The sequence below is a fragment of the Cupriavidus mimosae genome (assembly GCF_023952485.1).
Taxonomy (GTDB): Bacteria; Pseudomonadota; Gammaproteobacteria; order Burkholderiales; family Burkholderiaceae; genus Cupriavidus; species Cupriavidus taiwanensis_C.
The window spans coordinates 150,170-171,318 of record NZ_JALHRY010000006.1 but is presented as its reverse complement, the minus strand read 5'-3'; the positions used below and the strand labels follow the sequence as shown (position 1 = coordinate 171,318).

At 67.8% G+C, this 21,149-nt stretch carries 22 protein-coding genes; 10 read left to right on the top strand and 12 right to left on the bottom strand.

The genetic code is table 11. The features are described 5' to 3' along the window. Positions 1-19 precede the first annotated feature (19 nt). The 5 genes from MKD50_RS13415 (at position 20) to MKD50_RS13395 (ending at position 4,441) form a co-directional block, all read left to right on the top strand. Positions 20-685 carry a site-2 protease family protein gene (locus MKD50_RS13415; RefSeq protein ID WP_240074109.1) on the top strand — a complete coding sequence of 222 codons (666 nt, stop codon included), beginning with the start codon at positions 20-22 and terminating at the stop codon, positions 683-685. A gap of 11 nt (positions 686-696) precedes the next feature. After that, positions 697-1,275 (top strand): class I SAM-dependent methyltransferase, encoded by a 579-nt coding sequence (locus MKD50_RS13410; RefSeq protein ID WP_240074110.1) that lies wholly within the window; start codon positions 697-699, stop codon positions 1,273-1,275. Positions 1,276-1,412: 137 nt separating this feature from the next. Beyond that, positions 1,413-2,297: a 4-hydroxy-tetrahydrodipicolinate synthase gene (gene dapA, locus MKD50_RS13405; RefSeq protein WP_115706531.1), complete on the top strand. Its 885-nt coding sequence runs from the start codon at positions 1,413-1,415 to the stop codon at positions 2,295-2,297. A 49-nt stretch (positions 2,298-2,346) separates the two neighbouring features. Next, positions 2,347-3,585 carry an NlpB/DapX family lipoprotein gene (gene bamC, locus MKD50_RS13400; protein WP_115706532.1) on the top strand — a complete coding sequence of 413 codons (1,239 nt, stop codon included), beginning with the start codon at positions 2,347-2,349 and terminating at the stop codon, positions 3,583-3,585. 67 nt (positions 3,586-3,652) lie between these two features. Then, positions 3,653-4,441, top strand: a complete 789-nt coding sequence (locus MKD50_RS13395; protein ID WP_252667323.1) for an MBL fold metallo-hydrolase — start codon at positions 3,653-3,655, stop codon at positions 4,439-4,441. 87 nt (positions 4,442-4,528) lie between these two features. Here the strand turns inward: MKD50_RS13395 and MKD50_RS13390 are convergent, their stop codons facing one another. Together MKD50_RS13390 and MKD50_RS13385 are read right to left on the bottom strand one after the other, a co-directional pair. After that, the gene (locus tag MKD50_RS13390; RefSeq protein ID WP_092313758.1) at positions 4,529-4,771 is read right to left on the bottom strand and encodes a hypothetical protein; all 243 of its coding nucleotides are present in this window, start codon (positions 4,769-4,771) and stop codon (positions 4,529-4,531) included. 198 nt (positions 4,772-4,969) lie between these two features. Continuing rightward, on the bottom strand, positions 4,970-6,175 hold the full coding sequence (locus MKD50_RS13385; protein WP_172582622.1) for a cupin domain-containing protein: 1,206 nt from the start codon (positions 6,173-6,175) through the stop codon (positions 4,970-4,972). Positions 6,176-6,186: 11 nt separating this feature from the next. Here MKD50_RS13385 and MKD50_RS13380 point away from each other — a divergent pair, with 11 nt between their 5' ends. Further along, positions 6,187-6,714 (top strand): FKBP-type peptidyl-prolyl cis-trans isomerase, encoded by a 528-nt coding sequence (locus MKD50_RS13380; protein WP_025582242.1) that lies wholly within the window; start codon positions 6,187-6,189, stop codon positions 6,712-6,714. Between the two features lie 64 nt (positions 6,715-6,778). Here MKD50_RS13380 and MKD50_RS13375 read toward each other — a convergent pair whose 3' ends face one another. The 6 genes from MKD50_RS13375 to MKD50_RS13350 all read right to left on the bottom strand — a co-directional run bounded on the left by MKD50_RS13375 (position 6,779) and on the right by MKD50_RS13350 (position 13,686). Next, on the bottom strand, positions 6,779-7,819 hold the full coding sequence (locus MKD50_RS13375; RefSeq protein WP_252667322.1) for a hypothetical protein: 1,041 nt from the start codon (positions 7,817-7,819) through the stop codon (positions 6,779-6,781). Then, on the bottom strand, positions 7,816-10,446 hold the full coding sequence (gene mutS / locus MKD50_RS13370) for a DNA mismatch repair protein MutS (RefSeq protein ID WP_371925340.1): 2,631 nt from the start codon (positions 10,444-10,446) through the stop codon (positions 7,816-7,818). The genes MKD50_RS13375 and mutS overlap by 4 nt, the downstream gene beginning before the upstream one ends. A gap of 338 nt (positions 10,447-10,784) precedes the next feature. Beyond that, positions 10,785-11,219 (bottom strand): universal stress protein, encoded by a 435-nt coding sequence (locus MKD50_RS13365; protein ID WP_115706537.1) that lies wholly within the window; start codon positions 11,217-11,219, stop codon positions 10,785-10,787. A 72-nt stretch (positions 11,220-11,291) separates the two neighbouring features. Continuing rightward, positions 11,292-12,413, bottom strand: a complete 1,122-nt coding sequence (gene ppk2 / locus MKD50_RS13360; protein WP_115706538.1) for a polyphosphate kinase 2 — start codon at positions 12,411-12,413, stop codon at positions 11,292-11,294. Positions 12,414-12,427: 14 nt separating this feature from the next. After that, positions 12,428-12,643, bottom strand: coding sequence for an HP1242/YdcH family protein (locus MKD50_RS13355; RefSeq protein WP_062802096.1), 216 nt, complete (start codon positions 12,641-12,643; stop codon positions 12,428-12,430). Between the two features lie 221 nt (positions 12,644-12,864). Continuing rightward, positions 12,865-13,686, bottom strand: a complete 822-nt coding sequence (locus MKD50_RS13350) for an inositol monophosphatase family protein (RefSeq protein ID WP_115706539.1) — start codon at positions 13,684-13,686, stop codon at positions 12,865-12,867. Positions 13,687-13,889: 203 nt separating this feature from the next. Between MKD50_RS13350 and MKD50_RS13345 the strand changes: the two genes are divergently transcribed. Next, a complete protein-coding gene (locus MKD50_RS13345) occupies positions 13,890-14,708 on the top strand; it encodes an RNA methyltransferase (protein WP_371925339.1) in 819 nt (272 codons plus the stop codon). 303 nt (positions 14,709-15,011) lie between these two features. Then, a complete protein-coding gene (gene cysE / locus MKD50_RS13340; RefSeq protein WP_092314140.1) occupies positions 15,012-15,755 on the top strand; it encodes a serine O-acetyltransferase in 744 nt (247 codons plus the stop codon). A 25-nt stretch (positions 15,756-15,780) separates the two neighbouring features. On the opposite strand, the gene MKD50_RS13335 is transcribed toward cysE, so the two are convergent. The 4 genes from MKD50_RS13335 to MKD50_RS13320 form a co-directional block, all read right to left on the bottom strand. Further along, entirely contained in the window at positions 15,781-16,578 is a 798-nt protein-coding gene (locus tag MKD50_RS13335) for a UDP-2,3-diacylglucosamine diphosphatase (RefSeq protein ID WP_252667321.1), read from the bottom strand. A 66-nt stretch (positions 16,579-16,644) separates the two neighbouring features. Then, positions 16,645-17,145 carry a peptidylprolyl isomerase gene (locus MKD50_RS13330; protein WP_012352488.1) on the bottom strand — a complete coding sequence of 167 codons (501 nt, stop codon included), beginning with the start codon at positions 17,143-17,145 and terminating at the stop codon, positions 16,645-16,647. Positions 17,146-17,167: 22 nt separating this feature from the next. Beyond that, on the bottom strand, positions 17,168-17,752 hold the full coding sequence (locus MKD50_RS13325; protein WP_111519693.1) for a peptidylprolyl isomerase: 585 nt from the start codon (positions 17,750-17,752) through the stop codon (positions 17,168-17,170). Positions 17,753-17,822: 70 nt separating this feature from the next. Beyond that, on the bottom strand, positions 17,823-18,539 hold the full coding sequence (locus tag MKD50_RS13320) for a tetratricopeptide repeat protein (protein ID WP_252667320.1): 717 nt from the start codon (positions 18,537-18,539) through the stop codon (positions 17,823-17,825). 262 nt (positions 18,540-18,801) lie between these two features. Here MKD50_RS13320 and cysS point away from each other — a divergent pair, with 262 nt between their 5' ends. After that, the gene (gene cysS / locus MKD50_RS13315) at positions 18,802-20,190 is read left to right on the top strand and encodes a cysteine--tRNA ligase (protein ID WP_252667319.1); all 1,389 of its coding nucleotides are present in this window, start codon (positions 18,802-18,804) and stop codon (positions 20,188-20,190) included. Further along, positions 20,187-21,038 (top strand): DNA-3-methyladenine glycosylase family protein, encoded by an 852-nt coding sequence (locus MKD50_RS13310; protein WP_115706545.1) that lies wholly within the window; start codon positions 20,187-20,189, stop codon positions 21,036-21,038. Before cysS ends, MKD50_RS13310 begins: the two co-directional genes overlap by 4 nt. Positions 21,039-21,149 lie beyond the last annotated feature (111 nt).

Genomic DNA, 21,149 nt, shown 5'->3' with positions numbered 1-21,149 from the left:
GGCCGCTACAATAGCGCTCATGGATTCCTCCCTTATCCAGACCTTCGCGGTCTATGCCCTGCCGGTGCTGTTCGCGATCACGCTGCACGAGGCCTCGCACGGCTACGTGGCCAAGCTGTTCGGCGACAGCACCGCCTATGCCCTCGGGCGCGTCAGCCTGAACCCGATCCGCCATATCGACCCGATCGGCACCATCGCCGTGCCGCTGCTGCTGTACATCATGACCAGCGGCCAGTTCGTGTTCGGCTACGCCAAGCCGGTGCCGGTGGTGTTCGAGCGCCTGCGCAATCCGCGCTGGCATGGCATGTGGGTGGCGCTGGCGGGCCCGGCCAGCAACGTGGTGCAGGCCTTCGTCTGGGTGCTGCTGGCGATCGGCCTGACCTGGGGCGGCGTGCGCGAGCCGTTTTTCGGCGAGATGGCACTTGCCGGCGTGCGCGTCAACCTGGTGGTGGCGGCCTTCAACCTGTTCCCGGTGCCGCCGCTGGATGGCGGCCGGGTGCTGACCGCGCTGCTGCCGCAAGGCATTGCGCGCGCGGTGTCGCGCATCGAGCCGTACGGCATTTTCGTGGTGCTGGCGCTGGTGGCCGCGGGGGTGATCACCACCATCTGGATGACGCCGGTGGTCAATGCGCTGATGTCCCTGATCGAGCTGCTGCTGCGCCCGATCGTGCTGCTGCTCAATTGACGGGGGCTGCCATGACGCTGTCGCACGCCGGTATTGCCGCGCCCTCCGCCTGGGTCACGCGCTGGGCCCATCTGCTGCGCCCGGGCGCGCGGGTGCTGGACCTGGCCTGCGGCGGCGGCCGCCATGCCGCCTGGCTGGCCGCGCGCGGCCACCAGGTGCTGGCGGTCGACCGCGATGCCGACGCCATCGCCGGCCTGCCTGCGGGCGTGACCGGGCGCGTGGCCGACCTGGAGCAGGGCGGCTGGCCGCTGTCCGCGGAGGCGCCGTTCGACGCCATTGTCGTCACCAATTACCTGCACCGGCCGCTGTGGCCGCACCTGGCGGCCGCACTGGCGCCGGGAGGGTGCTGGATCTACGAGACCTTCGCCGCCGGCAACGAGACCGTGGGCAAGCCGTCGCGGCCGGATTTCCTGCTGCGCCCCGGCGAGCTGCTCGAGGTCGCGCGCGCTCATGGACTGCGCGTGGTGGCCTACGAGGATGGCGTGGTTGAAGTGCCGAAAACAGCCTTCGTCCAGCGCCTGTGTGCGGTGCGCGAGGCGGCGGGGGCTGCCGGTGCGGCCGCGCCGCCACGCTACCGGCTCGATCCCTGAGCGGCGCGCCGCGCTGTCGGCGCAAACGGCGCCGCATGCGTTGAAACAGTTGGTATCAACCCCTGTCCGGGCAGCGGTCGAAGCGGCCTGCGGTTCCGGTACAATCCCGTTATTCGCATCCCGAATTCCCTAACGTTATGACACAGATTACCGGCAGCATCGTTGCCATCGTCACCCCGATGCAAGAGGACGGCAGCCTGGACTTCCCGGCCCTGCGCGCACTGGTCGACTGGCACGTTGCCGAAGGCACCGACGCCATCGTGATCGTGGGCACCACCGGCGAGTCCCCGACGGTGACCGTCGAGGAGCACTGCGAACTGATCCGCGTTGCCGTCGAACAGGCCGGCAAGCGCATCCCGATCATCGCGGGGACCGGCGGCAATTCCACCAAGGAAGCCATCGAGCTGACCGCCTTCGCCAAGAAGGTCGGCGCCGATGCCTCGCTGCAGGTCGTGCCGTACTACAACAAGCCCACCCAGGAAGGCATGTACCGGCATTTCCGCACCATCGCCGAAGCGGTGGAGCTGCCGGTGCTGCTGTACAACGTCCCCGGCCGCACGGTCGCGGACATGAACAACGAGACCATCCTGCGCCTGGCGCAGGTGCCGGGCATCGTCGGCGTCAAGGAAGCGACCGGCAATATCGACCGTGCCGCGCAGCTGATCAAGGGCGCGCCGGAAGGCTTCGCCATCTACAGCGGCGATGACCCCACCGCGGTGGCGCTGATCCTGCTGGGCGGCCACGGCAATATCTCGGTGACCGCTAACGTGGCGCCGCGCAAGATGCACGAGATGTGCGCGGCAGCACTGAAGGGCGACGTCGTCACCGCGCGCCGCCTGCATATGGAACTGATCGGGCTGAACCAGGCCATGTTCATCGAAGCCAATCCGATCCCGGTCAAGTGGGCGCTCCAGCAGATGGGCAAGATGGCAGGCGGTATCCGCCTGCCACTGACCCCGCTGTCCGAGGGCAACCACGACTACGTACGCAAGGCACTGGCCGCCGCCGGCCTGCTGGCCTGATTTTCCGCGGCGTCCTGCTGTCCGCCTTACCTACTAGGATTGCGTGTCAATGAAACTGAAGCTTAACCGCCGTGGCGCGACGCAAGTCCGCCGCGCCGCCCTGGTTGTGCCCGTGCTCGCCGCAGGTGTGCTGACCGGCTGCAGCAGCCTCAACGAGGCCATGCAGCCCGACAAGATCGACTACAAGTCGTCGGCCTCTAAACGCACGCCCACGCTGGACGTGCCGCCCGACCTGACCAAGCTGGAAGGCGACCGGCGCTATTCGGTGCCCGATGCCAACGGCACCTCGACGCTGTCGACCTACAGCCAGGCCACCAAGGTGCGCGAGCAATCGCCGACCGAGAACGTGCTGCCGTCGGCGCAGGGCATCCGCATGGAGCGCGACGGCAACCAGCGCTGGCTGGTGATCAGCAACGGCATGCGTGGCGACCAGCTGTGGCAGCAACTGCGCGGCTTCTGGCAGGAAAGCGGTTTCCTGCTTGTGCAGGACTCGCCCGAGACCGGCATCATGGAAACCGACTGGGCCGAGAACCGCGCCAAGATCCCGCAGGACATCATCCGCAATACCATCGGCAAGGTGTTCGACGGCCTGTACTCGACCTCGGAGCGCGACAAGTTCCGCACCCGCGTCGAGCGCGCGCAGAACGGCACGCTCGAAGTCTTCATCAGCCACCGCGGCGCGCAGGAACAGCTTACCGGCATCGACAAGTCGAGCACGGTGTGGACCCCGCGCCCGGCCGATCCCGAGCTGGAAGCCGAATTCCTGTCGCGCCTGGCCCAGCGCCTGGGCGTGCAGAAGGAGCAGGCCGACCGCATGGCCAAGAACCCGACGCCGGCCGGCAATACCGCCGCGGCGGCGGGCGCTGCGGCGGGCACTGCGGCTGCCGCGGGTGCCGCTGCCGGCGCCGAAGGTGCCGCGCCGAACAAGTCGTACCTGGCCCAGGTCAACGGCGCCCCTGCGCTGCAGCTGCCCGAGCCGTTCGACCGCGCCTGGCGCTCGGTGGGCCTGTCGCTGGACCGCGTCAACTTCACCGTCGAAGACCGCGATCGCGCGCAAGGGTTGTACTTCGTGCGCTATGTCGACCCGCGCAACACGGTCGACAACCGCGGCTTCTTCTCCAAGCTGTTCACCAAGCCGGACGATCCCAAGACCGCCAAGAAGTACCGCGTCTCGCTCAAGGGTACGGGCAGCGGCACGCTGGTGACGGTGCTCAACGACGCCGGCCAGCCCGAGAACGGCGAAGTCGGCAAGCGCATCCTGTCGCTGATCGACGAGCAACTGCACTGAGCCGGCGCATGAGTGCTGGCTTGCCAGCCGGCCATCCTGGCCGGTGCCTGGCGGGGAGGGCGCGGCCATGATGCGCTTCGCCTTCCTCGGCAGCGGCAGCGAGGGCAACTCGCTGCTGATCGAATCCCGCGAAGACACCGCCACCACCCGCGTGCTGCTGGACTGCGGCTTCGGCATCCGCGAGACCGCCCGGCGCCTGGAGCGCCTGGGCGTCACGCCGGACCAGCTCGACGCGGTGCTGGTCACGCACGAGCATGGCGACCATGTCGGTTCGGCCTATGCCTTTGCCGCGCGCCATCGACTGACGGTCTATGCCAGTCACGGCACCTGGCTGGCCACCTCGCACCTGCGCGGTGCCGACGTAGCCGACGTGCGGGTTTGCTGTGCCGACCATGGCTTTGCGATCGGTGGCCTGCAGGTGCTGCCTTACACCGTGCCGCACGACGCGCGCGAGCCGGTGCAGTTCGTGCTATCGGACGGGCATGCACGGCTGGGTGTGCTGACCGATGCAGGGATGGAAACGCCTTACGTGACCGCGCGCCTGGCGGGCGTCGATGCGTTGGTGCTCGAATGCAACCATGACCGCGAGATGCTGCGCAATTCGGTCTACCCGGCCTCGCTCAAGCGGCGCATCGGCGGCGACTTTGGCCACCTGGCCAATGAAGTGGCTGCCAGCATCCTGGCGCAGGTAGCCCATGATGGCCTGAACCGCGTGGTGGCGGCCCACCTGAGCAAGCAGAACAATACGCGTGAACTGGCCACCGGGGCGCTGGCGGCGGCGCTGGGCGCAAGGCCGAGCGAAGTGCTGGTGGCGGATCAGGACGAGGGCCTGGCGTGGCAGGCGGTGCGGGCCTGAGGCCAGTGGCAGCAGGGACCGCGCGAGGGCGCGCCCCAAAAACAAAAACCGGCCCGAAGGCCGGTTTTTTTATCGGTCAGAAACCGATTACTGCTTGGCGGCCGGAGCCGAAGCGTCAGCAGCCGGAGCCGAGGCGTCAGCAGCCGGGGCCGAAGCGTCAGCAGCCGGAGCGACCGGGGCTTCAGCAGCCGGAGCCGAAGCTTCAGCAGCAGGAGCGGTAGCAGCCGGAGCAGCCGTATCAGCGGCCGGCGCGGCAGCTTCTTCCTTCTTGCCGCAAGCAGCGAGAGCAACAGCGGCCAGCAGCGATGCGATCAGGAGAGACTTCTTCATTGTTCGTCCTTTAACTTGTAATAACGAAAAACAGGCGATGAATAATTACCGGTAATTATCGCTCTTGAACTGCAAAATTAGGCCCTCCCGGGTGCCGACATATGCAGTGGTCCACAGTACTAGCCAGCCAACGATTATATCCGCGTTTTCCCGGCTTGTGTAGCGCCGAAATTTGCTGATTCGCAATGTTACGCATTATTACAGCCGCGGCCCCAATTGCAACCATCCTTCCAGGGTCCAGTGATGGAATGTTTCCATCAGATCGGGCAGGTCGGCGCAGTTCTCTACCTCCTGCGCACTAAGCTGCCGATTATCGGCCAACTTCTTCAGCCACGGCATCAATTCGGCCGGCGGCTCGTAGGCTTCTCCGTTCAGGAAGAAATTGGCCCGGTCGTAAAGCGCAATCGATGCCGGCGCCAGCACCACCCCATGCCGGGACGCCAGTGTCGCATAACGGCGCAACGGAATGTCATCGATCTCTGCAAATTCAACGCCAGGCTTGGGCTCGGACAGATGGCTGCCCAGGAATTCCGACACCATCTGGCTGTTCCATTGCAGTGCCTTGAGCCGTTCCGCAACCGCCTTGGCCATGCCCGCCGGCAATTGCGCGGGACGCGTCGCGGCGCCTTCGCCGGCATCGGCATAACGGCCGCCGAGCTCGTCGTTGTCCTCCACCGTTTCCGACAGCCATGCCAGGAAGTGTCCGGCCAATTCGCGATAGGCGGGCGCGCGGAAACCGATCGAGCAGGTCATGCATTCGCCCTCGGCAATACCATCGTGCGCATATTGCGGCGGCAGGTACAGCATGTCGCCCGGTTCCAGCACCCATTCCTGTTCCGCGCTGAAGTCGGCAAGAATCTTCAGCGGCATGTCGGGGATCAGCTCGAGACTGGCCTGTGACGAAATGCGCCAGCGGCGCCGGCCTGAGACTTGCAGCAGGAACACGTCATAGGAGTCGAAGTGCGGGCCCACGCCGCCACCGTCGCTGGCGTAGCTGATCATCACGTCGTCGAGGCGGGCGTCGGGCACGAAGCGGAAGCGGCCCATCAGTTCCGCGGCCGCGGCATCGTGCAGGTTGACGCCCTGCACCAGCAAGGTCCACTGGCGGGTCTTGACGCCGGGCAGGTTTTCGCGCGCAAATGGACCATGCGCGAGCTTCCAGCGGTTGCGGAAGTGCGTCACCAGGCGCGATTCGACATCGTCGCGATCGGCGAGATCGAAAAGCGCATCGCGCGACACCGGCGGCACAATTCCCGGCACCGCCTGTCGAATGAGCAAGGGCTTGCGATGCCAGACATCCCGCATGAATGCAGCAGGCGTCATGCCACCAAGCAAGTCGAGCGGAGTGTCTGGATCGACGGGGCCAGGGGGCAGGGCCTGCGCGTATAATGCGGAATCGTTCATGGAGTCAAGAATTGAAAATCGCTAAGAACACGGTGGTGTCCGTGATGTACAAGCTATCGGACGCGCAAGGCAATCTGATCGAGGAGTCAGATGAAGCCATGGTCTATTTGCACGGCGGCTATGATGGCACGTTCCCCAAGATCGAGGAAGCGCTCGACGGCCATGACACCGGCTTCGAGACTCAGCTGCAGCTGGAGCCGGAAGACGCGTTCGGCGACTACGATGCCGACCTGGTGAAGGTCGAGCCGCGCAACCGCTTCCCCGAACCGCTCGAAGTCGGCATGCAGTTCGAAGGCATGCCCGAGGACGGCGACGAAGAAGACTCCGTCATCTACACCGTGACCGACGTGGCCGAGGACAAGGTCGTGCTGGACGGCAACCATCCGCTGGCCGGCATGGCGCTGCGCTTCTGGCTGAAGGTTTCGGAAGTGCGCGAGGCTACCGCCGAGGAAGTCGAGCATGGCCACGCCCACGGCGCCTCGGGCGTTGAAGTGGTGGACGAAGACGAGGACGACGATACCCCGCGCACGCTGCACTGAGCCTTCGCTTGCAGTGGTGTCATCAGGAAGCCGGCGGTTGCCGGCTTCTTTGCTTTGGCGCGCGTCAGTTCGGTGCCGGGGCATCCTTCAGCACCACCGCGAACGGCGACGCCGCGGCGGGCGTGATCACCAGTTCGGCCCATTGCGAGATCGTGCTGGTCGGTAGCGACACGCGCGTGAAGTTCTGCATCACCTTGCCTGCCGGGTCGCGCAGCGGCTTGTCGATGCCGAAGCCGCTGTCGGGCCCGCTACCGGCCGCGTGCACCAGCAACACCTGGCCGTTGAAGCGCGCGCTCAGGTCGCGCAGCTGCCGCTTGAACTCGAGGTAGCCGTCGCGCGTGCGATGGCGCATGAAGCCGTCGAGCAGCGTGGGCCGACCCTTCTTCTCCCAGCCGTTGGCGAAATGCGGATCGGCGTGGGCCACCACGACGATGCCGTTCAGGTCGCGCTGGCGCGCCAGCGAGAACGCCCGCGCCAGCCACTGACGGTTGGCTTCGCGCCGGTCCTCGAATTCGCTGTTGCGCCCGCCTTCGTCGCGGTAGTGGTTGTTGTCGCCCGGCACGTTGAGGCCGACGATCAGCACGTCGCCGACACTGATGCGCATGTTTTCGCGGAAGCTGCGGAACAGCGCCTGGTCCGATTGCCGCACCAGCGGTCGCGTCTGCCGTCCGAGCGTGGCGTCTTCCGGGAAGAACAGTTCGCGCAGCCGGCTCAGCCGTTCGACCGGGTCGAAGCTGCCGTTGACCGGCAGCCTGCATTCGGACCAGTCGGTTTCACCCGGCACATAGATCAGCGGCAGCGGCGACTGGTTCAGCAGCTGCTGGCGGCTGCTGAGCACGGCGTCGCTGCATGATTCCGTATCGCCCTTGATGCCTCCCGCATGGATCACAAGGTTCAGCTTGCGCTCGGCGAAGTGGTCGAGCAGCGCCGCCATGTTGGCTTCGGCGGCGGGCCATTGCGGCAGGTCGGCGATCAGCGCGACGCGCACCACCTGCGGCTTGGCCGGGGCCCGCGCCGCCAGCGCGTGCGGCGCGACAGCCGCCATGGTGGTCAGGCACAGCCATGGCAGCAGCAGGGTCGGCAGGGCCCGGCGCAGCGCCTTCATGCCGTATCGACCGCCTCGCCCGCCAGCGCCTTGAGCCGGTACAGCGCCTCCAGCGCCGCGCGCGGCGTCAGCGTGTCCGGATCCAGGTCGGCCAGCGCGTCGATCACGGCTGCCTGCTCCGGCGCCAGCGCGGCGCGGAGGGTGGCCGCCGCCGTGCCGGCATCGCCATCGTGCCAGGCCTCGTCCTCGTCAGGTGTCGGCGGCGCGGCGAACAGGTCGAGCTGCGGCGTGGGCGTGGCATCGGCGGATTGCTGCTCCAGCCAGGCCAGGTGCTTGCGCGCGGCGCGGATCACCGGCTGCGGCACGCCCGCCAGTTGCGCCACCTGCAGGCCGTAGCTCTGGCTGGCCGGGCCGTCCTGCACCGCGTGCAGGAACACGATGCCGTCGCCATGCTCGACCGCCGACAGGTGCACGTTGGCCGCCTGCGGAAACTCCTGTGGCAGTTGGGTCAGTTCGAAGTAATGCGTGGCGAACAGGGTATGGCTGCGGTTGTGCGACAGCAGATGGCGCGCGATCGCCCAGGCCAGCGCCAGGCCGTCGAAGGTCGAGGTGCCGCGGCCGATCTCGTCCATCAGCACCAGCGATGCCGGCGTGGCGTGATGCAGGATGCCGGCGGCCTCGGTCATCTCGACCATGAAGGTCGAGCGCCCGCCGGCCAGGTCATCGGCGGCGCCGATGCGGGTAAAGATGCGGTCGATCGGCCCGATCACCGCGCGCCGCGCCGGCACATAGGCGCCGACGCAGGCCAGCAGCACGATCAGCGCGGTCTGGCGCATAAAGGTCGATTTACCGCCCATGTTCGGGCCGGTGATCAGCAACAGCTTGCGCGCCTCGTTGAGCTGGCAGTCGTTGGCGATGAACGCCACCGACTCCGCCGCAAGCTGGCCCTCGACCGCCGGATGGCGGCCCTGCACGATATCGACCACGTTCTCGGCGACGCGCTCCGGCGCCGACCAGTCCAGCGTCTGCGCGCGCTCGGCCAGGGCCGCCAGCACGTCCAGCCGCGCCAGTGCGGCGGCGACGCGCTGCAGTTCGCCGATATGCGGCAGCAGTGCCTGCAGCAGGCCATCGTAGAGCTGCTTCTCGCGCGCCAGCGCGCGGTCCTGCGCCGACAGTGCCTTGTCCTCGAAGGCCTTCAGCTCGGGCGTGATGTAGCGTTCGGCGTTTTTCAGGGTCTGGCGGCGGCGGTAATCGTCGGGCACCTTGTCGGCCTGGCCGTTGGTGACCTCGATATAGAAACCGTGCACGCGGTTGAACTCGACGCGCAGGTTGGCAATGCCGGTGCGCGCGCGCTCGCGCGCTTCCAGGTCGATCAGGAACTGGCCGCAGTTTTCGGAGATGTCGCGCAGCTCGTCGAGTTCGGCATCGAAGCCGCGCGCGATCACGCCGCCGTCGCGCACCACGGTGGCCGGTTCTGCGGCGACGGCGCGCACCAGCAGGTCCAGGCAGTCGTGCGGCACGGCCAGGTCCTGCAGGGTCTGCGCCAGCAGCAGGCTGCCCTGGTCGTCCTGCAGGCAGGCCTGCACCTCGGGCAGCGCGCGCAGCGTGTCGCGCAGCGACGACAGGTCGCGCGGGCGCGCGTTGAGCAGCGCCAGCCGCGAGGTGATGCGCTCGACGTCGGCGAGCCGGCGCAGCGCCCCGCGCAGCGCGTCGGTGCCCTGGTCGATCAGCACGCCGATGGCCTGCTGGCGCGCCTGCGGCACCGCCGGGTCGCGCAGCGGGTGGTGCAGCCAGTGGCGCAGCGCGCGGCTGCCCATGGCGGTGCAGCAGGTGTCCAGCAGCGAGAACAGCGTCGGCGACTCGCCGCCGCGCAGGGTTTCGGTCAGTTCAAGGTTGCGCCGCGTGGCGGAGTCCAGTCCGACATACTCCGATTCGCGCTCGACCTTCACGCCCTGCACATGGCGCAGCGACTGGCCCTGCGTGGTGGCGGCGTAGTTCAGCAACGCGCCCGCCGCGCCCAGCGCGGCGCCCAGCCCGGCACAGCCGAACGGGTCCAGGCTGGCCACGCCCAGCTGCTCGCGCAGCCGACGCGTGCCGGCGTCCTGGTCGAAATGCCATTCCGGCAAGCGCGTGCGTGCGCACGCCAGCGCCGGCAGTTCGATGCCATCCGCATACAGCAGCTCGGCCGGGCGGATACGCTCCAGCTCGCGGCCCAGCAGCGCCACCTCGCATTCCATCAGCCGCAGCTCGCCGCTAGCCAGGTTCAGCCACGCCAGCCCGGTCTTGCTGACGCCGCGGCGCGTGGTCTGCTGGTGCACGGCCATCAGGAAGGTATCGGCCTTGTCGGGCAGCAGCGCGGCATCGGTCAGCGTGCCGGGTGTGACGATGCGCACCACCTTGCGCTCCACCGGCCCCTTGCTGGTGGCGGGGTCGCCGATCTGCTCGCAGATCGCCACCGACTCGCCCAGCTTCACCAGCCGCGCCAGGTACTGGTCCGCCGAATGGAAGGGGATGCCGGCCATGCGGATCGGCACGCCATTCGACGAGCCGCGCGCGGTCAGCGTGATGTCGAGCAGGCGTGCGGCCTTTTCGGCATCGTCATGAAAGAGTTCGTAGAAGTCACCCATGCGGTAGAACAGCAGGGTGTCGGGGTGGTCCGCCTTGATGCGTAAATATTGCTGCATCATGGGCGTGTGGCGGCTGCCTGCGGCGTCTGCCTGTGACTGTTCAGGGTCGGTTTTCTTCTGCAATCCCATTGCCATTTAGCCTGTCTGGCGCTGGGCTGCGTCGTGCAGCCCGATCCGCGCCGAGCGCACCTTGCGTGCCAGGAAAAAGCGCCCCCGCGGGGGCGGGCCGGGCGCTGCTCCGGCGGCCTGTGGCCGCGGCACGAAGGGGCGTTTTCGAATATGGGCGATATGGTACAGCACGGTGCTGCCGCCGAAGGGTCGCCGAAGGGCCGCCGAGGGGTCGCCGAGGGATCGCCGAAGGGCCGGCGACGTGCCGCAGACCGCTGCGCCGACCCGGATCAGCGGAACACCAGCACCGGGATGTCGCTATGGGTCAGCACTTTCTGCGTTTCGCTGCCCAGCAGCAGCCCGCTGAGTCCGCGGCGGCCATGCGAGGCCATGAAGATGACATCGCAGCCCAGGTCGCGGGCTGCATGGATGATGCCCTGGTACGGCGCCGAAGCGCTGGAGACGTGGCCGCTGCATGGCACGCCGGCCAGCGCGGCCGCGGACTCGACCCTGGCCAGTTCGCGGCGCGCCTCGGCTTCGACGCGCTGCTGGTAGGCGTCGCGCTTTTCGTGCGAGCTGTCGCTGGTCAGCACATAGGGATAGCTCTCCACGCACATGTACGGCGTGAGACGCGCGCCCGCGGTGCGGGCGAACTGGATGCCGGCGGAGACGGCCTGTTGCGAGAGCTCCGAGCCGTCGACCGGGAGCAGGATGTGCTTGAACATGGGATCCCTTTTCTGTTATGGGAGGCAATGGCGCGAAGCGGACGAAAGCGGGCGTGTGCTTTGGCGCCGTGCTCAGTTGGCCAGCGCGCGCCCGACGATCAGCGGATCCGCCTGGCCGATGGCGGTGGTGTCGCGGTTGGCATAGGGAAAGCGCGACAGGATGTAGCGCAGCGCATTGAGCCGCGCGCGCTTCTTGCAATCGGAGCGGATCACTGTCCAGGGCGCATCGGCGGTATCGGTATGCGCGAACATCGCTTCCTTGGCGCGGGTGTACTCGTCCCATTTGTCGAGCGAGGCCACGTCGACCGGGCTGAGCTTCCATTGCTTGAGCGGATGGATCTCGCGCTCGCGGAAGCGCCGGCGCTGCTCCTTCTGGCTGACCGAGAACCAGAACTTGAACAAGTGGATGCCGCTGCGTACCAGGTGCCGCTCGAAATCCGGCGCCTGCTGCAGGAAGTCCTGGTATTCGCGGATCGAGCAGAAGCCCATCACGTGCTCGACGCCGGCGCGGTTATACCAGGAGCGGTCGAACAGCACGATCTCGCCGGCCGAGGGCAGGTGCTGCACGTAGCGCTGGAAATACCATTGCCCGCGTTCGGCTTCGGTGGGCTTTTCCAGTGCCACCACGCGGGCGCCGCGCGGGTTCATGTGTTCCATGAAGCGTTTGATGGTGCCGCCCTTGCCGGCGGCGTCGCGGCCTTCGAACAGGATCACCACGCGCTGGCCGGTTTCGCGCACCCAGGCCTGGAACTTGAGCAGTTCCACCTGCAGGCGGTACTTCTGCTTCTCGTAATTGCGCCGCGACATTAGGTTCTGGTACGGATATGCGCCTTCGCGCCAGCCGGCTGACAGTTCATCGTCCGGGTGGCGCTGGCGGCCAGCCTGCCAGGCGGCCGGGTCGCCTTCCAGGATCAGGCTGCGCAATTGCGCGGCCTCGTCCGGCGCCATGCCGTCGAGCAGCGTGCGGATGGCGCCCAGCATGCCGCTGTCATCGCCGGCTTGGCTGGCGAGGATGTCCTGCATGCCGCTTGCCGCGAGTTGTACTGCGGCTTCGACGGCACTGTCGACTTCATTGCGCTGCGCCGACAGCGCCGAGCGGGTGGGCAGCACATCGCCCCTGGCGGTGGCGCGCGGCCGTGTGGTGGTGGGGATACGGGTGGGGATACGCGTGGGGAGGGTGTCGCGATCGGTCATCTGCGCGCCTCCGGTCAGGCCGTGGTGCGGCGCAGGATCTGGTAGAGCTGGTCCTTGAGCAGCAGCTTCTCCTTTTTCAGCCGCTCGATCTCGAAGGTGGACGCCGGCACCAGGCCCGCCTCCATGTTGTGGATTTCCTGGTCAAGCGAATTGTGGCGGTGGAACAGCCGCGCAAAGCGGGCGTCCTGCGTCTTCAGGGCGGTGATCTGGTCGCGATACTCGGGAAACATGCTGGCTCTCCTGTGGCTGGATCCGCGCGCACATGGCGTGGCGCATGGATTCATTCTGGTGAGCGCAGGGCGGCGCGGCCTTGACCAGGATCATGGCTCGCCGGGGAATGAGACGAGGCCGCAATGCGGGACGCACGGGCATTCGGCCCCGGGAAAAACAAACGCCCGCCGGGGTGCGGCGGGCGTGCTTGCTGGCATGGCCGCTCAGGCCATCTGCAGCGTCAGGCGGCGCTGGGCTTGGCGTTGTCCAGTGAGTACGGCGACAGCAGGCGCACCATCTGCGCAAAGGCCTTGGGGTTGCCGGCCAGCACTTCGCCTTGTTCCAGCTGGCGCGGCTCGCCGGCGTAATTGCCGACCAGGCCGCCCGACTCGGTGATCAGCAGCATGCCGGCGGCCATGTCCCACGGCTGCAGGCCGCGCTCGAAGAAGCCGTCGAGGCGGCCGCAGGCCACGTAGGCCAGGTCCAGCGCGGCGGCGCCCGGGCGGCGCAGGCCGGCGCAGCTGCGCGTCATCAGCGCGAAGATCTCGAGGTACTCTTCCACGCCTTCCAGGTCACGGAAGGGGAAGCCGGTGCCGATCAGGCAGTCGGCCAGCTTGTCGCGGCGGGTGACGCGGATGCGGCGGTTGTTGAGGAAGGCGCCGGCGCCCTTGGTGGCGGTGAACAGCTCGTCGCGGGTCGGGTCGTAGACCACCGCCTGCACCGGGGTGCCGCGGTGCAGCTGGGCGATCGAGACCGCGTATTGCGGGAAGCCGTGGATGAAGTTGGTGGTGCCGTCGAGCGGGTCGATGACCCAGGTGTACTCATGGGTGGCTTCTTCTTCAGTCCAGGACTGGCCGGACTCTTCCGCTAGAATGCCGTGTTCCGGGTAGGCCGTGCGCAGGATCTCGATGATCGCGGCTTCGGCGGCGCGGTCCACCTCGGTAACGAAATCGTTGTGTTGCTTGCGCGAGACGCGCACCAGATCGACGTCGAGCGACGCGCGGTTGATGATGGATCCCGCCTTGCGGGCCGCCTTGATGGCGATATTGAGCATCGGATGCATGAATCTCTCCAGGCTGGCCACGACCGCGCGGCGGGGCGCCAAAGCGCCGCTCGCCCGCCCATGGGCAGCTGACAACACAACGGATTGTAGAAGAACGTGGGGCGTCGCCGGCCTTGCTGCAGGACGCTTCGCAAATGTGTCGCGAACGTCTCGCGCGCATGCATAAACCTGGCGCCGCGCCAAAGAAGAACCCCGAATTGTATATGAACCCGGCAATTGATACGAGCCAGCCCGCCACCCCCACGTCAGGCGGGGATGCCTTCGGCCGCGTGCGCTTCGTGCTGGTGGGAACCAGCCATCCCGGCAACGTCGGCTCGGTGGCGCGGGCGATCAAGACCATGGGCTTCGGCAGCCTGGTGCTGGTCTCGCCGCGCGAGCCCGAAGTGCTGCGGCATCCCGATGCCGTGGCCATGGCCAGCGGCGCCGACGACGTGCTGGCCGCCGCCGTGATCGTCGACCAGGTCGACGCGGCCCTGGCCGGCGCCGCGCTGACCGTGGCCATGACCGCGCGCCAGCGCGAGTTCGGGCCGCCGCGGCTGCTGCCGCGCGCCGCCGCCGCGCGGGCCCGGCAGACGCTGTCCGGCAGCGGCGACGTGGCGTTCGTGTTCGGCAACGAGCGCTATGGCCTGCCCAACGAGGTGGTGGAGCGCTGCAACGCCGTGACCCATATCCCCGCCAATCCTGCCTATGCCTCGCTGAACCTGGCGCAGGCGGTGCAGCTGGTCGCCTACGAGATGCGGCTGACGCTGCTGGAGGCCGCCCCGGACGCGGGCGCCAATATCGGCTATGCTGGCGAGCCGGCCACGGCGGAACAGGTCGAGGCCATGTTCGGCCACCTGCAGGCCGGGCTGGAGGCGATCGGATTTCTCGATCCGTCCAATCCGCGCAAGCTGATGACCCGGCTGCGCCGTCTGCTGGCGCGCAGCGGCCTCGAGCGCGAGGAAGTGAACATCCTGCGCGGCATTGCCAAGCACATGCTGATTGCCGCGCAGAACCCGTCTGGCCCGCCGGCCGACCGGTGACAGGAGCAATGGACTGTGGCAGCAACCCGTAGCGATGTGATGTGGGACCGGAACGGTGCATGCCGAGGCGGCGTGGCCTGGGGTCTTGCCGCCGCGGGTGGGCGCAGGCCCGGTCGATGTTGATCGCAGCATCGCAGCAATGTCCCTGGCGGATCAGGGGCCAAACGCCGGCGCCGCAAGGCGGACCGGCAAATCCCTTACACTCCTGATCCTCTTCACCGGCCCCCGACCGCGCCGGCGACCCCGCCCCGGGCCCTGGCCCGCGTGTCGTGGCGCACCGCGCGGCACCACGACACGACCAAGATGTTCTCTCGCCTGAAGGAAGATATCGACACCATCATGCTGCGCGATCCCGCCGCGCGCAGCCGCCTGGAAGTCCTGACCTGCTATCCGGGCCTGCACGCGGTGCTGCTGCACCGGCTCGCGCACGCGTGCTGGCGCGCGGGCTGGCACTGGCTGGGCCGCTGGATTTCGCACTGGTCGCGCTTTTTCACCGGCATCGAGATCCATCCGGCGGCGACACTGGGCCGGCGCGTGTTCATCGACCACGGCATGGGCGTGGTCATCGGCGAGACCGCGCAGATCGGCGACGACTGCACCATCTACCAGGGCGTGACGCTGGGCGGCACCTCGCTGTACAAGGGCCAGAAGCGGCATCCGACCCTCGGTGTCGGCGTGGTGGTCAGCGCGGGCGCCAAGGTGTTGGGCGGCTTCGAAGTGGGCGACGGGGCGCGGGTGGGCTCCAATGCGGTGGTGCTAAAGCCGGTGCCGCCGGGCGCGACCGCGGTCGGCATTCCGGCCCGCATCATCCTGCCGGATGCGCCGTCGGTGCAGCAGGGTGCAAAGCAGGAGTTCTCGGCCTACGGCATCACGCCGAATGCCGACGACCCGGTATCGCTGGCGCTCAAGAGCCTGATCGACAATGCCGCGCTCCAGCACGACCGCATCGAGGCCGTGCTGGCCGCGCTCGACCGGCTTGGCGAACATCTGGAAAACACGCCGAACGATCCGTTCGATGCCAGCGAACTGCGCAAGCTGATGAAGTAACGGCGCGAGCGACGGCTGGCGCCGCTCAGTCCGTCTGCGGCAGCAGCCGGAAGCCGTCGTGGTCCAGCTGCAGCACTGCGGCGCGCGGATGCACGCCGTCCAGGTCCCAGTCGGTCAGCACCCAGCGCACGCCTGTGCCTTCCTCGTGGCGGGCAGGGCGATGGGTATGGCCATGGACCAGCAGCGACGCGCCTGCGGCGCCGAGCAACTGGGCCGCCGCCGCGGGCGCCACATCGCCATAGACCGCCGGTGCCGCGGCACCGGCCTCACGTTGCCTGGCGCGGTTGCCTTCGCTGTCGGCGCGCAGCTTGCGGGCCACCGCCAGGCGCGCGCGCAGCGGCAGCGCCAGGAACACGCGCTGCACCCAGCGCTTGCGGGTCCAGCGGCGAAAGCGGTTGTAGCGTTCGTCGTCGATGCACAGCATGTCGCCGTGGCTCAGTACCACGCGCTGGCCGGCGCAGTGGATCACGGTGGGGTCGGGCAGCAGCGTGGCGCCGGCGGCATTGGCGAAGCGCCGGCCCAGCAGGAAGTCGCGGTTGCCGTGCATCAGGTACACCGCCACGCCGCGCGCGGCCAGCGCGCGCAGCGCCAGCGCCACGCGTTGCGCGAACGGTGCCTCGGTTTCTTCGTCGCCGACCCAGAATTCAAAGAAGTCGCCCAGGATGAACAGCGTGCGCGCGTGCGCGGCGGCGCGCTCGAGCGTGCGCTCGAACGCCGCCAGCGTGCGCGGCATGCCGGGCGTCAGATGCAGGTCTGAAATGAACCACGCCGGCGCCTGTACCTCGAGGGGACCGGCCACCGGCGTGTGGGAGATTGCGGTCATGCGTGGTGTCGGGAGCGAAAGGCCCGCACGCGGGCGCGCACGGTACCGCAATCGGCAGGCATCGGCTTACTCGACGACGACGGCCTTCTCGATCACGACGTCTTCCAGCGGCACGTCCTGGTGGAAGCCCGAGCTGCCGGTGCGCACGCCCTTGATCTGCTCGACCACGTCGGTGCCGTCGACGACCTTGCCGAACACGGCATAGCCGAAGCCCTGCGGGGTCGGCGACGAAAAGTTGAGGAAGTCGTTGTCGACCACGTTGATGAAGAACTGCGCGGTGGCCGAGTGCGGCGCATTGGTGCGCGCCATCGCCACGGTGTAGCGGTCGTTCTTCAGGCCGTTGCCGGCTTCGTTCTCGATCGGGGCGTCGGTGTCCTTCTGCTTCATGCCGGGCTCGAAGCCGCCGCCCTGGATCATGAAGTTCTTGATCACGCGGTGGAAGATGGTGTTGTCGTAGTGGCCCTTGCGGACATACGACAGGAAGTTCTCCACCGTTTTCGGGGCCTTCTCGGCGTCGAGTTCCAGGGTGATCACACCCTTGTTGGTCTGCAGCTGTACCTTGGACATGGCGGTTTCCTCTGTTCGGTAATTATTTGACGACGGTGGCCGACTCGATCACGATCGGCGCGGCCGGCACGTTGCGCATCGGGCCGTAGGCCGTGGTCGGCACGGCCTTGATCTTGTCGATCGTGTCCATGCCTTCCACCACCTTGCCGAAAACGGCATAGCCATTGCCGTCCGGCTGCGGGTAGTCGAGATTCGGATTATCCACCACATTGACGAAGAACTGCGCGGTGGCCGAATCCGGGTTGCTGGTGCGCGCCATGGCAACCGTGCCGGCCTTGTTCTTCAGGCCGTTGCGGGCTTCCAGCGGGATCGGCGCACGCGTGGGCTTTTCCTTCATGTCGCGGTCGAAGCCGCCGCCCTGCACCATGAAGCCGTTGATCACGCGGTGGAAGATGGTGCCACTGTAGAAGCCGCTCTTCACATATTCCAGGAAGTTCGCGACGGTCTTGGGCGCGGCCTCGGGATAGAGCTCGACCGTGAACTTGCCGGCACTGGTGACGAACTGGACGCGCTCGGCGGCCTTCTGCTGGGCCAGCGCGCTGAACGAAGACAGCGCGAGGGCGCCTGCGGCCAGGCCGGCAATGACGATGCGACGGGAACGGATCATGAAGGGAACTCCGGTAAGTCGGGATGGACACGGCCCGGGCATGCCGCGCCGGGCCTGCGGATGCATGCGGTCAGTTGGCCGCCGGGGCGCTGGCCGGCGACTGGCGCGCGCCTGGCGCCACCTTGCGGCCGGTGGCCGCGGGTGCGGCCGGCTTCGGTGGCGCTGCCACGGCGGAAGCCGGCGCCAGCTGGCGCAGGCCGGCACTGGCGCGGGCATCGCCGGGATTGCGGCGCAGCGCTTCGGTGTAGGCCTGCTCGGCCAGGCGGCGGTAGAGGTCGCCCAGGTTGGTGTAGCCGACCGCGAAGGCGGGCTTGACCTCGGTGGCCAGCAGCAATTCGGCTTCGGCGCGCTTCAGGTCGCCGCGCTTGGCATAGAGCAGGGCGAGGTTGTTGTGCGGCTCGGGCAGCTCGGGAAAGTCCTGTGCCATCTCGCTGAAGGCCTGGATCGCTTCGTCCTCGCGGCCCGCCTGGGCCAGCGCCCAGGCACGCTGGAAGCGGGCCTGCGCATTGCGCGGGTTGGCGGCGAGCACGCGGTCGAAGCCCTTGATGGCGTCCTCGTAGCGGCGCGCGTTGGCGGCTTGCTGGGCCTCGCCCATGCCAGGGTCGGTCGACTGGATGCCGCCGACCGGCGAGGTCGGCACCGCCAGCGACAACGGGCCATTCTGCGCGGACGCAGGACCTGCCAGCGCCGCGGCCAGGGCCAGCAGCGGCAGGACGGTGCGGGATCCGCGCCGGCGCGTGCGCGTAGCGGAGACGGCAGAAAACGGGGAGGGCAGCGGCAGGCTCATTGAGGACGGGTCCGTTATACTCCGCGGCATTCTAGCAAAGCGGCAAGTGCGGCACGAAGGCGATGCCGCGGCGGCCAGGCGTGCGGTGTTTATGCACGACGTGCGTGCGCACGTGCATGCGCGCCGGCCGGCCGGGCCGCGGGTCCGACTCGCGCACCGCCTTCCGGTAAGATATGGGGCGCGACGGCATTGCGCCAGCAGCGGCGTTCGCGCTGCCTGCCGTGTGGAACCGGCAGACTCCTCTCACCACTCACTTCGTTTCATGCAGCCCCTCAACATCTACAACACGCTCGCGCGTGAGAAGCAGCCATTCGTGCCAATCGAACCCGGCAAGGTCCGCATGTATGTGTGCGGCATGACCGTGTACGACTATTGTCACGTCGGCCACGCGCGCGTGATGGTGGTGTTCGACATGGTGCACCGGTGGCTGCGCGCCGCCGGCTACGAGGTGACGTATGTGCAGAACATCACCGATATCGACGACAAGATCATCCGCCGCGCGGTCGAGAACGGCGAGACCATTGGCGAGCTGACCACGCGCTTCATCCAGTACATGCACGAGGATGCCGCCGCGCTGGGCGTGATCCGTCCCGACTACGAGCCGCGCGCCACCGACTACGTGCCGCAGATGCTCGACATGATCCGCAAGCTCGAGGCCAGGGGCCTGGCCTACCAGGCCAGCGACGGCGACGTGAATTACTCGGTGCGCAAGTTCGACGGCTACGGCAAGCTGTCCGGCAAGTCGCTGGAAGACCTGCGCGCCGGCGAGCGTGTCAGCGCCAACGATGCCAAGCAGGACCCGCTCGACTTCGTGCTGTGGAAATCCGCCAAGGCCAGCGAGCCGCCCGAGAGCAAGTGGGACTCGCAATGGGGCGCCGGCCGCCCGGGCTGGCACATTGAATGCTCTGCGATGAGCTGCGCGCTGCTGGGCGAGCATTTCGAGATCCATGGCGGCGGGGCCGACCTGCAGTTCCCGCACCACGAGAACGAGATCGCGCAGTCCGAAGGCGCCAGCGGCAAGCCCTTCGTCAACCTGTGGATGCACAACGGATTCGTGCGCATCAACGACGAGAAAATGTCCAAGTCGCTTGGCAATTTTTTCACCATCCGCGAGGTGCTGAAGGCGTACGACGCCGAGGTCGTGCGCTTCTTCATCCTGCGCGCGCATTACCGCAGCCCGCTGAACTACAGCGACGCGCACCTGGACGATGCGCGCCACGCGCTGACGCGCCTGTACACGGCGCTCAAGGACAGCCAGCCGGGCGGCTGCGCGGTGGACTGGGACGAGCCGCACGCGAAGCGCTTTGCCGAGGCCATGGGCGACGACTTCAACACGCCGATCGCGATGTCGGTGCTGTTCGACCTGGCCAGCGAGATCAACCGCACCGGCTCCACCGCGGCCGCGCGCCAGCTCAAGGGGCTGGCCGGCACGCTGGGCCTGCTCGAGCGTGACCCGCATACCTTCCTGCAGGGCGGCAAGTCCGCCGACGGCCCTTCGCCGGACGAGATCGAAACGCTGATCGCGGCGCGCAAGGCCGCCAAGGCCGAGCGCAATTTCGCCGAGGCGGACCGCATCCGCGCCCAGTTGCTGGAAGCGGGCATCGTGCTGGAAGACAAGCCGGGCGGTGCCACCGAGTGGAGGCGTGCTTGAACGCTGCCGCGCGCAAGCCTGCTACTGCCACGCCGCCCGCCACCGCCGGCCGGGCGAAGGCGGCCGGCCCGCGCCCGGGCAAGGCCGGCGCCAGGGAGGCGCCGCTGCCGGATGGCAAGGACACCAGCAAGGATGCCACGCGCTCCGCGGCAAAGGTCGCGCGTAACGCCAAGGCCGTGCTGCCGGAAGCCCAGGCGGTGCCGCTGCCGGTCGAGACCGTCGACGACGCCGTGCGCCCTGCATACTGGGACGAGGCCTGCGCGGACCTGATGAAGCGCGACCGCATCCTGCGCAAGATGATCCCCACCTACGGTCCCGCGCACCTGGTCTCGCGCGGCGACCCGTTCGTCACGCTGGCGCGCGCGGTGGTGGGCCAGCAGATCTCGGTCAAGGCCGCGCAGTCGGTGTGGGAGCGCCTGCACGCGGTGTGCCCGCGGCTGGCGCCGGCGCAGTTCCTGCGTGCCGGCCCCGAGAAGCTGGCTGGCTGCGGCGTGTCCAAGCGCAAGGCGGAATACCTGATCGATCTGGCCGGGCACTTCAAGGCCGGCACGGTGCATGTCGCGCAGTGGGCGCAGATGGACGACGAGGCCGTCATCGCCGAGCTGACGCAGATCCGCGGCATCGGCCGCTGGACCGCCGAGATGTTCCTGATGTTCAACCTGATGCGGCCCAATGTGCTGCCGCTCGACGACGTCGGCCTGATCAACGCCATCTCGACCAACTATTTCAGCGGCGAACCGGTTACACGCAGCGAGGCGCGCGAGGTGGCGGCCAACTGGGAACCGTGGCGCACCGTGGCCACCTGGTATATGTGGCGCAGCCTCGACCCCTTGCCTGTGACGTATTGAGCATCGCAACAACAAAATTTAACCGCGGGTGCAGTCCGGGCTATCTGGCAGGCGCTAAGATAGCGCCCAATTTCCGGTAGAATGCGCCCCTTCACAGACAGGTACGTGTGA

Excerpts from the sequence above, each read along its gene's own strand:
- MKD50_RS13415 (WP_240074109.1), top strand. The coding sequence starts at position 20 with ATGGATTCCTCCCTTATCCAGACCTTCGCGGTCTATGCCCTGCCGGTG.
- MKD50_RS13410 (WP_240074110.1), top strand. The coding sequence starts at position 697 with ATGACGCTGTCGCACGCCGGTATTGCCGCGCCCTCCGCCTGGGTCACG.
- dapA (WP_115706531.1), top strand. The coding sequence starts at position 1,413 with ATGACACAGATTACCGGCAGCATCGTTGCCATCGTCACCCCGATGCAA.
- bamC (WP_115706532.1), top strand. The coding sequence starts at position 2,347 with ATGAAACTGAAGCTTAACCGCCGTGGCGCGACGCAAGTCCGCCGCGCC.
- MKD50_RS13395 (WP_252667323.1), top strand. The coding sequence starts at position 3,653 with ATGATGCGCTTCGCCTTCCTCGGCAGCGGCAGCGAGGGCAACTCGCTG.
- MKD50_RS13390 (WP_092313758.1), bottom strand. The coding sequence starts at position 4,771 with ATGAAGAAGTCTCTCCTGATCGCATCGCTGCTGGCCGCTGTTGCTCTC.
- MKD50_RS13385 (WP_172582622.1), bottom strand. The coding sequence starts at position 6,175 with ATGAACGATTCCGCATTATACGCGCAGGCCCTGCCCCCTGGCCCCGTC.
- MKD50_RS13375 (WP_252667322.1), bottom strand. The coding sequence starts at position 7,819 with ATGAAGGCGCTGCGCCGGGCCCTGCCGACCCTGCTGCTGCCATGGCTG.
- mutS (WP_371925340.1), bottom strand. The coding sequence starts at position 10,446 with ATGATGCAGCAATATTTACGCATCAAGGCGGACCACCCCGACACCCTG.
- MKD50_RS13365 (WP_115706537.1), bottom strand. The coding sequence starts at position 11,219 with ATGTTCAAGCACATCCTGCTCCCGGTCGACGGCTCGGAGCTCTCGCAA.
- ppk2 (WP_115706538.1), bottom strand. The coding sequence starts at position 12,413 with ATGACCGATCGCGACACCCTCCCCACGCGTATCCCCACCCGTATCCCC.
- MKD50_RS13355 (WP_062802096.1), bottom strand. The coding sequence starts at position 12,643 with ATGTTTCCCGAGTATCGCGACCAGATCACCGCCCTGAAGACGCAGGAC.
- MKD50_RS13350 (WP_115706539.1), bottom strand. The coding sequence starts at position 13,686 with ATGCATCCGATGCTCAATATCGCCATCAAGGCGGCCCGCAAGGCGGGA.
- MKD50_RS13345 (WP_371925339.1), top strand. The coding sequence starts at position 13,890 with ATGAACCCGGCAATTGATACGAGCCAGCCCGCCACCCCCACGTCAGGC.
- cysE (WP_092314140.1), top strand. The coding sequence starts at position 15,012 with ATGTTCTCTCGCCTGAAGGAAGATATCGACACCATCATGCTGCGCGAT.
- MKD50_RS13335 (WP_252667321.1), bottom strand. The coding sequence starts at position 16,578 with ATGACCGCAATCTCCCACACGCCGGTGGCCGGTCCCCTCGAGGTACAG.
- MKD50_RS13330 (WP_012352488.1), bottom strand. The coding sequence starts at position 17,145 with ATGTCCAAGGTACAGCTGCAGACCAACAAGGGTGTGATCACCCTGGAA.
- MKD50_RS13325 (WP_111519693.1), bottom strand. The coding sequence starts at position 17,752 with ATGATCCGTTCCCGTCGCATCGTCATTGCCGGCCTGGCCGCAGGCGCC.
- MKD50_RS13320 (WP_252667320.1), bottom strand. The coding sequence starts at position 18,539 with ATGAGCCTGCCGCTGCCCTCCCCGTTTTCTGCCGTCTCCGCTACGCGC.
- cysS (WP_252667319.1), top strand. The coding sequence starts at position 18,802 with ATGCAGCCCCTCAACATCTACAACACGCTCGCGCGTGAGAAGCAGCCA.